This window comes from Pseudomonas viridiflava (genome assembly GCF_001642795.1).
GTDB classification, from domain to species: domain Bacteria; phylum Pseudomonadota; class Gammaproteobacteria; order Pseudomonadales; family Pseudomonadaceae; genus Aquipseudomonas; species Aquipseudomonas viridiflava.
The window spans coordinates 1-16,596 of record NZ_LKEH01000022.1; the positions used below are offsets into that span (position 1 = coordinate 1).

Here is a 16,596-nt window from a genome sequence, read left to right on the forward strand (position 1 = left end):
CGATGCTTTTTCTGAAGCGACCTGTCAGTGACTGAACGGACGCCATCGCCGGCAAGCCGCCTCCCACGGGGACTCAAACCTGCCGATAAGGCAACGCGGCCCGCGCTTCCTCGGCATACGCCATCACGCCCACCCGCTCCTGCTCAAGGAAATCGCTCACGGCGTCTTTCAGGCCGGGGTGCATCAGGTAGTGCCATGACCGGGTGATCTGCGGTTCGAAGCCGCGGATCAGTTTGTGCTCGCCCTGAGCACCGGCATCGAAGCGTTGCAGTCCGCTGGCAATCGCGTAGTCCATCCCTTGATAGAAACAGGTCTCGAAGTGCAGGCGGTCGAACTCGGCCAGACAGCCCCAATAACGCCCATAAAAGCTGTCGCCGCCGATCAGACTGAAGGCCATGGCCACCGGACGTGAGCCCTGCAGCGCCAGCACCACGCGGATCGACTCGGGCATGCGCTCGGCCAGCAGGCTGAAGAATTCGCGCGTCAGGTACGGCGCCTGCCCACGTATCTCATAGGTATTGGAATAGCAGGCGTACACGAAGTCCCACAGAATCTCGGTCATCTGTGACCCTTCCAGCCATTCGAAGGCGATGCCCTGCCCCGCCACCTGCTCACGCTCCTTGCGCATCTGCTTGCGCTTGCGCGAACTCAGCGCGTCCAGAAAATCCTGAAAATCCCGATAGCCACGGTTGTGCCAATGAAACTGGCAGCCAATGCGCGACAGCCAGCCCGCCTGGGTTTCAAGCAACGCGTCGGCGGCTGGATCGGTGAAGTTGATGTGCGCGCTCGACAGACCTTCGCTCTGCAAATACGCCGGCAGCTCGCTCACCAGCTCCGAGGCACCCTGAGGAGTCGCAGACAGAATTCGCGAGCCGCCCACCGGACTGAACGGCACCGCCACCAGCAGCTTGGGGTAGTACGCAATACCGGCGCGACGGCAGGCGTCGGCCCAGGCGTGGTCGAACACGTATTCGCCGTAGGAATGCCATTTCCGATAAGCCGGAAGCGCAGCCACCAGTTGTTCGTTTTCGTAATGCAGCACATGTTCGGGACGCCACCCGGAGCGCGGCCCGAGGCTGCCGCTGTCTTCCAGCGAGGTCAGAAAGGCGTGGCGCAGAAACGGCTGATTGCCCGGTACCAGCGCATCCCATTGGGCAGGCGCGACGGTACTCAGGTTGTCGACGACGTGAACCGGCATGCAGGTTCCCTCGGAGGTAAACGTGCGACGAGTATCACTCATTGAGAGGGAATGTAAACGACCGCGAATCGAAGACCGCTCTACACCAAGCCTTTCAACCGACAGGTCGGCACCCCGCGCATCAGGATGCCGATCGCCGATGCAATCAGCGTTTGCGCAGGATCACGCTGCCAATCGAATAACCCGCACCGAACGAACTCAACACGCCCAGCGCACCTTTGGGCAGGTCATCCTGGTAGGTGTGGAAGGCGATGACCGATCCGGCCGAACTGGTGTTGGCGTAGGTATCGAGAATCACGGGGGCCTCTTCGACCGTCGCGTCGCGGCCCAGCAGTTTCTTGACGATCAGGTGGTTCATGCTCAGGTTGGCCTGATGCAGCCAGAAGCGCTGTACGTCACTGACGTTCAGGCCGTTGTCGTCCAGATGCGCGCCGACCAGTTCCGCCACCATCGGGCAGACCTCGCGGAACACCTTGCGGCCCTCCTGCACGAACAGCTTGTCCGGCGCACCCTGGCCCTCGTCCGACGTGCGGTTGAGGAAGCCGAAGTTGTTGCGGATGTTGTTGGAGAACTTGGTCAGCAGGCGGGTGCTGACGATATCGAACTGGTACGGCGAGGTCGCCAGATCAGCACGCTCAACCACGACTGCGGTTGCGCCGTCACCAAAGATGAAATGGCTGTCGCGATCACGGAAGTTCAGGTGGGCTGTACAGATTTCCGGGCTGATGACCAGAATGGCGCGGGCCTGACCCAATTGCACGCTGTTGCACGCCGCCTGAATGCCGAAGGTGGCCGACGAGCAGGCCACGTTCATATCGAAACCATAACCTGCGATACCCAGCGCTTCCTGGATCTCGATGGAGACCGCCGGGTAGGCGCGCTGCAGGTTGGAACAGGCAACGATAACGCCGTCGATGTCAGCCGTGGTCTTGCCCGCTCGTTCCAGCGCCTGTTTCGCCGCTGCGACGCCCATTTCGCACAGAATCGACCACTGATCGTTGGAACGCTCAGGCAGGTTCGGTTTCATGCGCTGCGGGTCGAGGATGCCCTGCTTGTCCATCACGAAGCGGCTCTTGATGCCCGAGGCTTTTTCGATGAACGCTGCGCTGGATTCGCTCAGTGCTTCCAGCTCGCCACGCTCGATAGCCGCAGCGTTCTCGCTGTTGAACTGGTTGACGTAGGCATTGAAGGACTGCACCAGCTCTTCGTTGGAAATGCTGTTGGCCGGGGTGTACAGGCCTGTGCCGCTGATGACGACGTTGTGCACGGTCGTTCCTCTCTTATTGAAGGTCGCAGGGGTTGGCCTGCCAGGGCACGGTAGGCGGCAATCCAGACTCTTCTGGGACCAGCGTACCAATGCGTAGATAAAACATGCGCATGACTGAAAGCGCGCAAGGCTCAAGCCGCGTCCATGGCATTGTGAAGACAGACGCGGAGTGTGCCACAGCGCCCGGTTTTGGCGCTATCGGGCCAATGAACATCGGCCCTGAGATCCTTCTCGCCTTGCTGCCTGTGCAGTCCGCTCAGACCATTTTTCGACGGGGTGCCGGGCTCAGGATCAGCCTTCGACCATCGCCCACTGCTTGCTCAGCCGCTTGTCAGAAACCGGCATTTTCGTGCCCAACTGCTGGGCGAACAGCGACACACGATATTCCTCCATCCACCAACGATAGACCGCCAGTTCAGGATCGCGCTTGCCTTCCTGGCGGTGTTTGTCGGCTCGCGCCTGATATTGCGCCCACAGGCCTGCCAGCTCTATGCTCCAGACCCGGTCCTTCTGCACCTGACCCGGCAGTTTTTCCAGGCGCATCTCGATGGCTTTCAGGTAGCGCGGCATTTCCTTGAGCCACTGCGCGGGTGTTTCGCGCACGAAGCCCGGATACACCAGCTTGCCCAGTTGCGCCTTGATGTCGTTGAGCGCGACCGCCTGAGCCAGGTCGATCTTGCCTTTGAAACGCTTCTGCAAACCATGCCAAAGCTTGAGGATTTCCAGCGTCAGCTTCGCCAGACGCTCGGCATGCTCGGTCCAGTCGGCGCGTTTGCGTTCAGCCAGTGACAGCAGCCCGGCCCCGTCGCGCGGCAATTCGGCTTCGCCGTCCAGCACACAGCTGTCGAGGCTGGCCAGCAGGATGTCTTCGATCAGTGCATCGATGCGCCCCAGCTCGCGGTACAACAGCGCCAGCTCGGTCTGCCCCGGCAGCTTGCTGCGCAGAAACTTCGCAGGCTCAGCCAGTTGTTGCAGCAACAGGCGCTGCAGCGCACGGCGATGCTGATACTCGGCCTCGGCCTGGGTCGAGAAGCGACCTTCCTTGACCGTGCCGCCCTCCTCCACCAGCGCCGGATACACCGTCATCGACAGACCGGCAATGTTCTGCTGAGTCTTTTGCGCCACCGGCGCGAAGACCTTGGCTTCCACCGGCTGCTGACTTTTCGCGGTCTGCGGAACGGCGAGCGCGGCCTGGCTCGCTTCGGCGAAACGTGCTGTCAGCGCATCCAGGTCGCGACCTTCGCCCAGAAACTTGCCGTCACCATCGACGATTTCTAAGTTCATCTTCAGGTGGCTTTCGAGTTGCTGGGTCGCTTCCGCCCACGCCTCGTCGGTCACTCGCGCCCCGGTCATGCGCAGCAGTTCGCGACCCAGCGCTTGGGTCAGCGAGCCCTCGCCAAACGTGATGCGTTGCAGCGCCGCCTTGATGAAGTCCGGCACCGGTACAAAGTTCTTGCGCACTGCCTTGGGCAGACTGCGGACCAACGCGATGCACTTGGTTTCCAGCAGCCCCGGCACCAGCCATTCCAGACGTTCGGCGGGCAGCGACAACAGCAACGGCGCAGGCACACGCAGGGTCACGCCATCACGCGGATGGTTGGGCTCGAAGTGGTAGGTCAGCGACAGGCTCAGTTCGCCCAGTCGCAGAGTGTCCGGGTACTGCGCAGCGGTGACTTCACTGGCCTCGCGGGCCAGCACGTCTTCTTCGCGCATGATCAGCAATTGCGGATTCTTCTGGCTCTCGGTCTTGTACCAGCTGTCGAAGGTCGCGGTCTGATGAATATCGGCCGGAATGCGCGCTTCGTAGAATGCATACAGCGTGTCTTCGTCAGCCAGAATGTCGCGGCGCCGGGCCTTGGCTTCCAGCTCGTCGAGCTGCTCCAGCAAGCGGGTGTTGGCGCTCAGGCATTTGGCGCGGGACTGAATATCACCGCGCACCAGTCCCTCGCGGATGAACAGCTCACGCGACACCACAGGATCGACAGGGCCGAAATGCACGGGGCGGCGACCGACCACGATCAGGCCGAACAGCGTGATCTGTTCGAAGGCCACGACCTGTCCACGCTTCTTCTCCCAATGCGGCTCGAAGTGGTTTTTCTTGATCAAATGCCCGGCCAGTGGCTCGATCCAGTCGGCATCGATCTTGGCGACCATGCGTGCATACAGCTTGGTGGTTTCCACCAGTTCGGCGGTCATCAACCATTGCGGACGCTTCTTGCCCAATCCGGATGACGGATGAATCCAGAACCGCCGTTGCCGCGCACCGAGGTAGTCGCCCTCGTCGGCTTTCTGGCCGATCTGGCTCAGCAGGCCGGACAGAATCGCCTTGTGGAATTTCGGGTAATCCGCTGGCTCCTTGTTGACTGTCAATTGCAGGTCACGACAGATCAGGCTCAACTGCCGATGAGAGTCGCGCCACTCGCGCAGTCGCAGGTAATTGAGGAAGTTGCGGCGACACCAGTTGCGCAACGGGCTGGCAGTCAGTGCCTGGCGCTGCTCTTCGAAACCGCGCCATAGATTGACCAGCCCGGCAAAGTCCGAGTCGGCGTCCTTCCATTGCGCATGCGCCTGATCGGCCGCCTGCTGTCGCTCGGGCGGACGCTCGCGTACGTCCTGCACCGACATGGCGCTGGCCACGATCAGCACTTCCTGCAGGCTGCCTTGTTTGGCGGCTTCCAGCAGCATGCGGCCCATGCGCGGGTCCACCGGCAAGCGCGCCAGTTGACGGCCCAACGGGGTCAACTGGTTCTCGCGATTGACTGCCGACAGCTCCTGCAACAGGTTGAAGCCGTCACTGATGGCCTTGCCGTCCGGCGGCTCGATGAACGGAAAGTCAGTGATCTCGCCCAGACGCAGGTGCAGCATCTGCAGGATCACCGCCGCCAGGTTGGTGCGCAGGATCTCTGGGTCGGTGAATTCAGGTCGGGCGTTGAAATCCTCTTCGCTGTACAGGCGCACACACAGGCCCGGCTCGACACGACCGCAACGGCCTTTACGCTGATTGGCGCTGGCCTGGGACACGGCTTCGATCGGCAGCCGCTGAACCTTGGCGCGGTAGCTGTAGCGACTGATGCGCGCAGTACCGGTGTCGATCACGTAGCGGATGCCGGGCACGGTCAGCGAGGTCTCGGCCACGTTGGTGGCCAGCACCACGCGCCGTCCCGAATGGGACTGGAAAATGCGCTGCTGCTCGGCAGGCGACAGGCGTGCGTACAGCGGCAGGATTTCGGTGTGCCTGAGTTGGGCCTTGCGCAGCATTTCAGCCGCGTCACGAATCTCCCGTTCGCCGGGCAGGAACACCAGGACGTCACCCGGACTCTTGCGCTCGCTGCGCTCAAAGTCCGCCAACTCTTCGAGTGTGGCCAGAATCGCCTGATCGACGGTCAGGTCGTCTTCGACACTGTTGCCCTCTTCATCCTGCTCGCTGGTCAGCGGGCGGTACCAGGTGTCGACCGGGAAAGTGCGGCCCGACACTTCGATGATCGGCGCGTCGTTGAAGTGCTCCGAGAAGCGCTGCAGGTCGATGGTCGCCGACGTGATGATGACTTTCAGGTCGGGACGACGCGGCAGCAGGGTTTTCAGGTAACCGAGCAGGAAGTCGATGTTCAGGCTGCGTTCGTGGGCTTCGTCGACAATGATCGTGTCGTAGCGCTCAAGAAAACGGTCGTGCTGGGTTTCGGCCAGCAGGATGCCGTCGGTCATCAGCTTGATCAGGGTGTTGCTGTCGCTCTGGTCTTCGAAACGCACCTGATAACCGACCAGCGCGCCCAGCGGAGTGCCTAATTCATCGGCGACCCGGCTGGCGACGCTGCGCGCTGCAATTCGACGCGGCTGCGTGTGACCGATCAGACCATGCTGCCCGCGACCGATTTCCAGGCAGATTTTTGGCAACTGAGTGGTTTTGCCCGAGCCGGTTTCGCCCGCAATGATCAGCACCTGATGCTTGAGCAGCGCGTCCTTGATTTCGTCGCGCTTGGCGGCGATGGGCAGGTTGTCGTCATAGCGAACCGTCGGCACGCTCTCGCGCCGAGACGTGACCTGCGCACAGGACGCCTGAACCCGCGCCACCCATTGCGCCAGCTTCGCCTCGTCAGGCTTCTTGCGCAGTTCATGCAACTGCCGACGCAGACGATGGCGGTCGCCGATCATCGCTTGATCGAGGTTTTTCAGGAGTTGGTCGATGGAAGGCGATTCGTCGGTCATCAGGTGCGCAGAGTCTTTTCTTGAAGGATACAGGGCTGCGATTGTCGCAGATTGCGGGAAGCAGGACGACTGTCGAGGGTGGATTGGGCTGAGCTGATACAACAACGCCGTGTCAGAGGACACGGCGTTGTCTGCCACGCAAACTCGCGATTACTTCTTGATGCCCAGCTTCTTCAACTCTTCATCACGCAGCTCACGGCGCAGGATCTTGCCGACGTTGGTGGTCGGCAGTGAATCGCGGAACTCCACGCTGCGCGGGACCTTGTAGCCGGTCAGGTTGGCGCGCATGTGCTCCATGATCTGATCCTTGGTCAGGGTCACGCCCGGTTTGGCGACCACGAACACCTTGATGGCTTCACCCGATTTCTCGTACGGAATGCCGATGGCGGCGCATTGCAGGACGCCGGGAAGCGTGACCAGTACGTCTTCCAGTTCGTTGGGATAGACGTTGAAACCGGAGATCAGAATCATGTCTTTCTTGCGATCGACAATACGCAGGTAACCGTCAGGCTGAATGATCGCGATGTCGCCAGTCTTGAGCCAGCCATCGGCGTCGATCATTTCATCCGTGGCTTCCTGGCGCTGCCAGTAGCCTTTCATGACCTGAGGTCCCTTGACGCACAATTCGCCGGTTTCACCGAACGCCAGCTCATTGCCAGCGTCGTCGATGACCCTGCACAGCGTCGACGGCACAGGGATGCCGATGGTGCCCATCTGGATTTTCTGGATGGGGTTCACCGTCGCCACCGGGCTGGTTTCGGTCATGCCGTAACCTTCGCAGATCGGGCAGTTGGTGACCTGCTTCCAGCGCTCGGCGGCAGCCAGTTGCAGGGCCATACCGCCGGACAGGGTAACTTTCAGCGCCGAGAAATCAAGGTTGCGGAACGCTTCGTTGTTGCACAGTGCAACGAACAGGGTGTTGAGACCGACAAAGCCGCTGAACTTCCACTTCGACAGCTCCTTGACCATGGCAGGCAGGTCACGCGGGTTGCTGATGAGCACGTTGTGGTTGCCGATCAGCATCATCGCCATGCAGTGAAAGGTGAAGGCGTAGATGTGGTAGAGCGGCAATGGCGTGATGAGGATTTCGCTGCCTTCATTGAGGTTGGAAGCCATCAGCGCCCTGCACTGCAGCATGTTGGCGATCAGGTTGCGATGGGTGAGCATCGCGCCCTTGGCCACGCCGGTAGTGCCACCGGTGTACTGCAATACGGCAACGTCGGCTCTGTCGGGCGACACCTCGGCAACCGGCCGACCGTGACCTTTTTTCAGCACGTCATTGAATCTGACCGCATCAGGCAGGTGGTAGGCCGGAACCATTTTCTTGACGTACTTGATGACACTGTTGACCAGCAGGCGCTTGAGCGGTGGCAGCAGATCGGCCACCTCGGTGACGATGACATGTTTGACCTGGGTCTTGGGCACGACCTTCTCGGCCAGATGCGCCATGTTCGCCAGACAGACCAGCGCCTTGGCGCCCGAGTCGTTGAACTGGTGTTCCATTTCCCGCGCGGTGTACAGCGGGTTGGTGTTGACCACGATCAGCCCGGCGCGGATGGCGCCGAAGACAGCAACCGGGTACTGCAACACGTTGGGCAGCTGGACGGCGATGCGGTCACCCGGCACAAGGTCGGTGTGCTGCTGAATCCAGGCGGCGAATGCGCCGGACAATTCATACAGCTCGCCGTAGGTAAGTGTCTTGCCCAGATTGCTGAACGCGGGTTTATCGGCGAAACGCTGGCAGGACTGCTTCAGGACCGCCTGGACGTTGGGATACTCATCAGGATCGACATCAGGGGCGATGCCAGACGGGTATTTATCCTTCCAGAAGTTTTCAATCATTCAGCCGGCTCCATAGCGATCGCGAATTCTTCACATCGCTTTGGGCGATGATTTTTTTGTGTTTTGGAATTGTGCAGTAGACGCTCATTCGCTTCATGACAGGTCAAAAAGCGCGCCGAGAGTAGCAGCTTTGCCAAAAGTCGACTAGAGGCAAACCGGGCCTCTACGGTCACAAAAGTGACCAGCTAGACACCATCAGTCACGTCCCTGACTTTATTGCGAGAATTCCTGAAATCCCTGAAAGCATTGAGCCAGAGCACTCAGGACAAGCGTAGTGAGCTTAGCCAAAAAAACAGGCCCCGCTTGCACTTCAGCACAAGCGGGGCCAGCGACGTAAAAAGAGACAATTACTCCACATCAGGCGATGTCACGAAGCTCCCTGCGCAGGATCTTGCCGACCGGGGTCATCGGCAGGGATTCACGCAGCACGATCTGTTTCGGAACCTTGTAGCCCGTGAAGTTCTGTTTGCAGAAACTTTTGAGTTCTTCGACAGTAAGACCCGCCTCGCGCGGGACCACAAACAGTTTGACCGCTTCGCCTGAACGCTCGTCCGGCACTCCGATGCAGGCGCAGCTGGCGACTTTCGGGTGCGACATGACCACGTCTTCGATTTCGTTGGGGTAGACGTTGAAGCCGGACACGATGATCAGGTCCTTCTTGCGGTCCACGATGCTGACGAAACCGTCGGCACCGATCACGGCGATATCACCCGTCTTGAACCATCCCTCTGCGTCCAGCGTTTCGGCGGTGGCCTCAGGCAGATTCCAGTAGCCTTTCATGACCTGCGGGCCTTTGATGCACAGCTCGCCGCGCTCGCCGAACGGCAACTCCGCGCCTTCATCATCAATCACCTTCATGCCGGTGCCCGGCACCGGAATGCCCACCGTGCCCAGCCGCGCCAGCGTGCCATAGGGATTGGCACTGGCCACCGGGGACGTTTCGGTCAGACCGTAACCCTCGACGATTGTGCATCCCGTCATTTCAGCCCAACGCTCGGCCGTGGCCTTGACGAGCGCGGTGCCGCCAGAGTTGGTGCTCTTCAGTGTGGAGAAATCCAGCTTCCTGAAATCAGGATGATTCATCAGCGCCACGAACAGGGTATTGAGCCCGACCATGGCCGTGAACTTCCACTTGCCAAGCTCTTTGATGAACCCGGCGATATCCCTCGGATTGGTGATCAAAATGTTGTGATTGCCACTAATGACCATGCACATGCAGTGCGCCGTAAATGCATAGATGTGATAAAGCGGCAGCGGCGCGATCATCACTTCCCGGGCCTCGCCGAACATCACGCCACGCTCGGGACAGTGCTGTCGCATGCAGGCGTACACCTGCTGCATATTGGCGACCAGATTGCCGTGAGTCAGCATCGCGCCCTTGGCCATTCCGGTAGTACCACCGGTGTATTGCAGCACCGCCACGTCATCCAGCCCGACCGCGACAGGCTTGACAGAACCGTCACGCCCCATGCGCAGCACGTCCTTGAAGCCTGCGGCTTGGGGCAGGTCATAGGCCGGAACCATTTTCTTGACCCTGGCGACGATGGTATTGATCAACCACCCCTTGGCGGCTGACTGCATGTCGCCCATCTTCACTTCAATCAGGTAACGAAGTTCGGTGTCAGGCAGCACTTCCTGCACCAGCTTGCCGAACAGGTTCAGGTAGACCAGCGCCTTGGCACCGGAGTCCTTGAACTGGTGACGCATCTCGCGTGCGGTGTACAACGGATTGGTATTGACCACGATCAGGCCCGCCCGCATCGCACCGAACACTGCGATGGGGTACTGCAACAGGTTGGGCATCTGCACGGCAATGCGGTCGCCGGGCACCAGATCCGTATGGTGTTGCAGATAACTGGCAAACGCTGCCGAGTGACGGTCCAGGTCTGCGTAGGTCAGCGTGACCCCCATGTTGCTGAAAGCAGGTTTGTCTGCAAATTTTTTGCAGGCGCTTTCGAAAACCTCAAGGACCGACCGATAGGTGTGCAGATCCAGCTCAGAGGGCACCCCGGCAGGGCGTTTGTCATTCCAGAATTCAGGCTGCATTATTTTTATCCTCTTCCCTGCTCATGGCTGGCCCGTTACTCAGAATCGGGACTGGCCCGACGTTAGCAGCTAACGCCTGGAAGGCAAATATGCCAGTTGGCGTCATCAACACTGTGAATCTTTCTGCTATTCAGGATGCAATCACCTTCGGGTTATAAACTGAAACATGCATCCACCGGGCAGCCGCTCCAGATCGGGACATCGCCATGAAGCACGAGACATTCTGGCTTGACGCCAGCGACCACTGCCGCCTTTACGTCAATGCCTGGCTGCCGGACACGGCTCCCGTGGCCGTGGTGATGCTTGCCCACGGCATGGCCGAGCACAGCGGCCGCTACGCACGACTGGGCGCAGCGCTGAATGCAGCGGGCATCGCCCTGTACGCGCATGACCAGCGCGGGCACGGCAGAACCGCCCTGCAGGGCAGGCTTGGGCATTTCGCCAATGAGGATGGCTGGGGAAAGGTGGTGGACGATCTAGCGACCCTGAGCCAGTCGATCGGCCAGCGCCATACGGGGGTGGCCCTGTTTCTGCTGGGTCACAGCATGGGCAGTTACATCGCCCAGACTTACCTGATGCATCACGGTGCCAGTCTGCAGGGCGCTATTCTCAGTGGGTCGAATTTCCATCCGGCATCGTTCTACCGCAGTGCAAATCTGGTCGTCCGTTTCGAACGCCTGCGTCAGGGCCGCAAGGGGCGCAGCGCGTTGATCGAATGGCTGTCGTTCGGCTCGTTCAACAAGGCGTTCGAGCCGACGCGGACCCGTTTCGACTGGCTCAGCCGGGACCCGGATGAGGTGGACAAGTACATTCAGGACCCGCTCTGCGGCGTTCGCTGCACCAATCAATTGTGGGCGGATATGCTGGGCGGGCTGCAGAAAATCAGTGAGCCGTCGAACCTGGCACAGATCGATTCGAACCTTCCGTTGCTGATTATTGGCGGCGAATGTGATCCGGTGAGTGCCGGCAAGCGTCTGAAGGATCTTGCCGATGCATTGGCAGAAGCGGGTCATCAGGTGTTACAACTCAATGTTTACCCGCAGGCGCGGCACGAACTGCTTAATGACATCAATCGCGATGAAGTGACCCAGGACCTGCTCGACTGGCTGAAATACGCCCTCGATCAGCCAGGACCGCATCGCGCGGAGTGATCACGCACCTTTTATCTTTTCCATATTTTGTCCAGGACAGACACATGACTCAAGTCACCAACACGCCCTACGAAGCCCTTGAAGTCGGTCAGAAAGCCAGCTACAGCAAGACAGTTCAGGAACGCGATATTCAGCTGTTCGCGGCCATGTCCGGCGATCACAACCCGGTCCACCTGGACGCCGAATACGCCTCCAAAACCATGTTCAAGGAGCGTATCGCTCACGGCATGTTCAGCGGTGCACTGATCAGCGCGGCAGTGGCATGTGAGCTGCCAGGCCCTGGCACGATCTACATCGGTCAGCAGATGACCTTTCAGAAGCCGGTCAAACTGGGTGACACCCTGACGGTGCGTCTGGAAATTCTCGAAAAACTGCCGAAATTCCGCGTGCGCATCGCGACCCGCGTGTTCAATCAGAACGATGAGCTGGTCGTCGACGGCGAAGCGGAAATTCTCGCCCCACGCAAACAACAGACCGTCGAACTGACCGTGCTGCCTGAAATCACTGTTGGCTGAAAAGGGCTATTGGCTGAAAGGCACGCGGATTGAGCCAGGACCCGTCAATGCGGGAACAGGCTAGTGCCGGAGCACGCAAAAAAGGGCGACCGAAGTCGCCCGAAGTGCCTTGCGTGCTCAGTGCGAAGGGTGCGCCTTACAAGAGCGGCAGCCCTTCACGTCAGACAGCTCGAACAGGGTGATGAAGACATTGGCCCCACGCCGTCTTCTGCCCCGTCCGATACCCATCAGGCTAGCCGTTGCAGCGCGCTCGGAAGTTGACCTGCATCAACACCCGCTAAATGGCTCAACGCTTTTTCGGCTTTTTCTTCGGCTTTTTCTTGCCCGTCAGCGGCATGGCCTGCTCAAAGGCATTACGTACTTCGTTCAGGCGTTTATCGTTCAGATCATGAACGCGTCTGGCGCGCTCGGCGCCAAGATCGATCAATTTGCCATCGTCGCTCATGGTTGTGCAGTTCCCGGACACGTGGAATCAGCACCAATAATGCTCAATAGCATCGGTGATGACCAGTCGGAAACCTGAAGTCAGGTGTGAATCAATCGGCAGCGTACGCAGGCGGAGTCCTCTCGCGGGACGCTCGACCTCAAATTTGGATATCGACCCACAACCCCTGGCGCGGCTCGTCATCGATCAACGGCACGACCGGGACGGTGTTGTCAGCGTTTAACGAGTCTCCGGGAATGACCAGACCCTGGTATTCACCGCTTTCTTCGTCGCTGTGACGCCCCTGTTGCTGACGCTGCTCTTCACGCAACAGCAGGGCGCTGCGCTCGGAGTCTTCGTGACGCAGATCGATGGATGTCTCGCTGGAGCTCGGCTGTACAGGCGCCACCGGCGGGATATCGGGGACACGCTTGGCCGGGTCCATCTGAGAGGTCACCGGCACAACACTTAACGGGAGCATGGGTTGCAGCATGGTTTTTCTCCTCTTACCGGGCTTTCGGCCGTCCGCGACGCAACTTGAACAGCCCTGTAATAGACTGCAATAATTTATAAGGCTTTTTTTGACTGGGTTTAATGAAATAAGTGCCATGAAAGGAAAAATTCGCCGGTTCGCAGCGAATCCGCAGGTTTTTCAACGCCACCTTTGGCCTTCAGGGCGCGTTCCGTTAACATAGTCGGCTTTTTCACGTCGGGAGACAGGCAGCATGGCGCAGCAGTATCAACCGGGGCAACGCTGGATTAGCGACAGCGAAGCCGAGCTGGGTTTGGGCACCGTTCTGGCACAGGATGGCCGCTTATTGACCGTGCTCTATCCGGCCACTGGCGAAACGCGCCAGTACTCACTGCGTAATGCACCGCTGACCCGCGTGCGTTTCTCTCCGGGCGATGTGATCACTCACTTCGAAAACTGGAAGATGACCGTCCGCGAAGTGGACGATGTCGACGGGCTACTGGTGTATCACGGCCTGAATGCCCGCAACGAAGTGGTCACGCTGCCGGAAACCCAGCTGTCGAACTTCATCCAGTTCCGCCTGGCGACCGACCGTCTGTTCGCTGGCCAGATTGACCAGTTGTCCTGGTTCTCGCTGCGCTACAACACGCTTGAACACACCAGCCGTCAGTTGCAGTCCTCACTATGGGGTCTGGGCGGTGTGCGTGCCCAACCGATTGCCCACCAGTTGCACATCGCCCGCGAAGTCGCTGACCGCATTGCGCCGCGCGTTCTGCTGGCCGACGAAGTGGGCTTGGGCAAGACCATCGAAGCCGGTCTGGTGATTCATCGCCAGTTGCTGTCCGGTCGCGCCAATCGCGTGCTGATTCTGGTGCCGGAAAACCTGCAGCACCAATGGCTGGTCGAAATGCGCCGCCGTTTCAACCTGCAGGTCGCGCTGTTCGACGCCGAACGCTTCATGGAAAGCGATGCCGGCAACCCGTTCGAAGACACCCAACTGGCGCTGGTCGCGCTGGAGTGGCTGGTCTCCGATGAAAAGGCTCAGGACGCGCTGTTTGCAGCGGGCTGGGACCTGATGGTCGTCGATGAAGCACACCACCTGGTCTGGCATGAAGACAAGGCCAGCCGCGAATATTCGCTGGTCGAGCAACTGGCCGAAGTCATCCCCGGCGTACTGCTGCTGACGGCAACCCCGGAACAGCTGGGTCAGGACAGTCACTTTGCCCGCCTGCGCCTGCTGGACCCGAACCGTTTCCACGACCTGAACGCCTTCCGCGCCGAGAGTGAAAACTATCGCCCGGTCGCTCAGGCGGTGCAGGAACTGCTCGACAAGGGCGTACTGTCGGCAGAAGCCCAGAAAACCATTCACGGCTTCCTGGGTGCCGAAGGCGAGACCTTGCTGGCTGCCGTCAATGCGGGCGACGACGAAGCCAAGGCCCGTCTGATTCGCGAATTGCTGGACCGTCATGGCACCGGCCGCGTGCTGTTCCGTAATACCCGTGCCGCCGTGCAAGGTTTTCCGGAGCGCAAGCTGCACGAATACCCGCTGCCCTGCCCGGCCGAATATCTGGAACTGCCCCTGGGCGAGCACGCCGATCTGTATCCGGAAGTCAGCTTCCAGGCTCATTCCGAGGTCAGCGAAGAAGAACGCTGGTGGCGTTTCGACCCTCGCGTCGACTGGCTGATCGACACACTCAAGATGCTCAAGCGCGTCAAGGTGCTGGTCATCTGCGCCCACGCCGAAACCGCCATGGACCTGGAAGACGCGCTGCGCGTGCGTTCCGGTATCCCGGCCACGGTCTTCCACGAAGGCATGAACATCCTCGAACGTGACCGCGCTGCTGCCTATTTTGCCGACGAAGAGTTCGGTGCACAGGTGCTGATCTGCTCGGAAATCGGCAGTGAAGGCCGCAACTTCCAGTTCGCCCACCATCTGGTGCTGTTCGATCTGCCGTCGCACCCGGACCTGCTGGAGCAGCGTATCGGCCGTCTGGACCGTATCGGCCAGAAGCACACCATCGAACTGCATGTGCCGTTCCTGGAAACCAGCCCGCAGGCACGACTGTTCCAGTGGTATCACGAAGCGCTGAACGCGTTCCTCAATACCTGCCCGACCGGTAACGCACTGCAGCATCAGTTCGGCCCGCGTCTGCTGCCGCTGCTGGAAAGCGGTGATGATGACGAATGGCAGGCCCTGATCGATGAGGCCCGCGCCGAGCGCGAGCGTCTGGAAAGCGAACTGCACACAGGTCGCGACCGCCTGCTGGAACTCAACTCCGGCGGCGCGGGCGAAGGCGAGGCGCTGGTAGAAGCGATTCTGGAACAGGATGACCAGTTCAGCCTGCCGATCTACATGGAAACCCTGTTCGACGCGTTCGGCATCGACAGCGAAGACCATTCGGAAAACGCACTGATCCTCAAGCCGAGCGAGAAGATGCTCGACGCCAGCTTCCCGCTGGGCGACGACGAAGGCGTGACCATCACCTACGATCGCAACCAGGCGCTGTCTCGCGAAGACATGCAGTTCATCACCTGGGAGCACCCGATGGTCCAGGGCGGCATGGATCTGGTGCTGTCCGGCTCGATGGGCAACACCGCCGTGGCGCTGATCAAGAACAAGGCGCTGAAGCCGGGCACTGTGCTGCTTGAGCTGATCTACGTCAGCGAAGTGGTTGCACCGCGCTCGTTGCAACTGGGCCGCTACCTGCCACCGGCCGCACTGCGCTGCCTGCTTGATCCGAACGGCAATGACCTGTCGAGCCGTGTGTCGTTCAACACCCTTAACGATCAGCTCGAAAGCGTGCCACGTGCCAGCGCCAACAAGTTCATTCAGGCCCAGCGCGACGTGCTGACGCCACGGATCAACGCGGGCGAAGAAAAGATCATGCCGAAACACGCCGAGCGCGTGGCTGAAGCGCAACGTCGTCTGGCTGCTGATACCGAAGAGGAACTGGCGCGCCTGACGGCCCTGCAGGCGGTCAACCCGACCGTGCGCGACAGCGAACTGGTTGCCTTGCGCAGCCAGCGTGAACAGGGTCTGGCCATGCTGGAAAAGGCTGCGTTGCGTCTGGAAGCGATTCGGGTGCTGGTGGCGGGCTGATCGGCGGCGCTGCCGACGCTGGACGCAGAGCGTCCCAAGAGGCATTCCCACGCAGAGCGTGAGGAACGATCAGGGTTTCATGATCGTTCCTCACGCTCCGCGTCATCCAAACTGATCGTTCCTACGCTCTGCGCTCATCGTTATACACAAGTCCGCCTCGACACTGATCGTGCCCATCGCTCCGCGTGGGCATGCCTCCCGTGACGCTCCGCGTCACACATGGCACAGATTGCGGATTCAGTGAGCCGAGCGCATGGCTCCAGTCACCTTTTCGCCTCTCGGCGACTTACTTTGAGAGGCCAAAGTAAGCAATGCCTTTTGCTCCGGTTCCGGCCCCGGCTTCGCCGGGGTTCCTTCGTCCTGACACTGATTCGGGGG

Annotated in this window: 10 protein-coding genes; 3 read left to right on the forward strand and 7 right to left on the reverse strand. The window is 60.2% G+C overall.

All coding sequences use genetic code 11. From position 1 onward, the window contains the following. Positions 1-73: 73 nt before the first annotated feature. From AO065_RS08750 to fadD2, 5 genes are all read right to left on the reverse strand, one after another. Positions 74-1,198, reverse strand: a complete 1,125-nt coding sequence (locus tag AO065_RS08750) for a GNAT family N-acetyltransferase (RefSeq protein WP_004888195.1) — start codon at positions 1,196-1,198, stop codon at positions 74-76. Between the two features lie 145 nt (positions 1,199-1,343). After that, entirely contained in the window at positions 1,344-2,465 is a 1,122-nt protein-coding gene (locus tag AO065_RS08755) for a beta-ketoacyl-ACP synthase III (protein WP_004888197.1), read from the reverse strand. A gap of 291 nt (positions 2,466-2,756) precedes the next feature. Next, the gene (gene hrpA, locus AO065_RS08760; RefSeq protein ID WP_004888198.1) at positions 2,757-6,668 is read right to left on the reverse strand and encodes an ATP-dependent RNA helicase HrpA; all 3,912 of its coding nucleotides are present in this window, start codon (positions 6,666-6,668) and stop codon (positions 2,757-2,759) included. A gap of 150 nt (positions 6,669-6,818) precedes the next feature. Further along, positions 6,819-8,510 carry a long-chain-fatty-acid--CoA ligase FadD1 gene (fadD1, locus tag AO065_RS08765; protein WP_004888200.1) on the reverse strand — a complete coding sequence of 564 codons (1,692 nt, stop codon included), beginning with the start codon at positions 8,508-8,510 and terminating at the stop codon, positions 6,819-6,821. Between the two features lie 357 nt (positions 8,511-8,867). Beyond that, entirely contained in the window at positions 8,868-10,556 is a 1,689-nt protein-coding gene (fadD2, locus tag AO065_RS08770; protein ID WP_004888201.1) for a long-chain-fatty-acid--CoA ligase FadD2, read from the reverse strand. A gap of 206 nt (positions 10,557-10,762) precedes the next feature. On the opposite strand from fadD2, the gene AO065_RS08775 reads away from it, so the two are divergent. Then, the gene (locus AO065_RS08775) at positions 10,763-11,707 is read left to right on the forward strand and encodes an alpha/beta hydrolase (protein ID WP_004888203.1); all 945 of its coding nucleotides are present in this window, start codon (positions 10,763-10,765) and stop codon (positions 11,705-11,707) included. A 44-nt stretch (positions 11,708-11,751) separates the two neighbouring features. Beyond that, the gene (locus AO065_RS08780) at positions 11,752-12,222 is read left to right on the forward strand and encodes a MaoC family dehydratase (RefSeq protein WP_004888205.1); all 471 of its coding nucleotides are present in this window, start codon (positions 11,752-11,754) and stop codon (positions 12,220-12,222) included. 286 nt (positions 12,223-12,508) lie between these two features. On the opposite strand, the gene AO065_RS27285 is transcribed toward AO065_RS08780, so the two are convergent. Together AO065_RS27285 and AO065_RS08790 are read right to left on the reverse strand one after the other, a co-directional pair. Then, on the reverse strand, positions 12,509-12,667 hold the full coding sequence (locus AO065_RS27285) for a hypothetical protein (RefSeq protein ID WP_004888206.1): 159 nt from the start codon (positions 12,665-12,667) through the stop codon (positions 12,509-12,511). A 139-nt stretch (positions 12,668-12,806) separates the two neighbouring features. After that, positions 12,807-13,139, reverse strand: a complete 333-nt coding sequence (locus AO065_RS08790) for a hypothetical protein (RefSeq protein WP_004888207.1) — start codon at positions 13,137-13,139, stop codon at positions 12,807-12,809. Positions 13,140-13,371: 232 nt separating this feature from the next. On the opposite strand from AO065_RS08790, the gene rapA reads away from it, so the two are divergent. Beyond that, positions 13,372-16,218, forward strand: a complete 2,847-nt coding sequence (gene rapA / locus AO065_RS08795; RefSeq protein ID WP_004888208.1) for an RNA polymerase-associated protein RapA — start codon at positions 13,372-13,374, stop codon at positions 16,216-16,218. Positions 16,219-16,596: the final 378 nt, after the last annotated feature.

Coding starts and splice junctions, on each gene's coding strand:
- AO065_RS08750 (WP_004888195.1), bottom strand. CDS start 1,198: ATGCCGGTTCACGTCGTCGACAACCTGAGTACCGTCGCGCCTGCCCAA.
- hrpA (WP_004888198.1), bottom strand. CDS start 6,668: ATGACCGACGAATCGCCTTCCATCGACCAACTCCTGAAAAACCTCGAT.
- fadD1 (WP_004888200.1), bottom strand. CDS start 8,510: ATGATTGAAAACTTCTGGAAGGATAAATACCCGTCTGGCATCGCCCCT.
- fadD2 (WP_004888201.1), bottom strand. CDS start 10,556: ATGCAGCCTGAATTCTGGAATGACAAACGCCCTGCCGGGGTGCCCTCT.
- AO065_RS08775 (WP_004888203.1), top strand. CDS start 10,763: ATGAAGCACGAGACATTCTGGCTTGACGCCAGCGACCACTGCCGCCTT.
- AO065_RS08780 (WP_004888205.1), top strand. CDS start 11,752: ATGACTCAAGTCACCAACACGCCCTACGAAGCCCTTGAAGTCGGTCAG.
- AO065_RS27285 (WP_004888206.1), bottom strand. CDS start 12,667: ATGAGCGACGATGGCAAATTGATCGATCTTGGCGCCGAGCGCGCCAGA.
- AO065_RS08790 (WP_004888207.1), bottom strand. CDS start 13,139: ATGCTGCAACCCATGCTCCCGTTAAGTGTTGTGCCGGTGACCTCTCAG.
- rapA (WP_004888208.1), top strand. CDS start 13,372: ATGGCGCAGCAGTATCAACCGGGGCAACGCTGGATTAGCGACAGCGAA.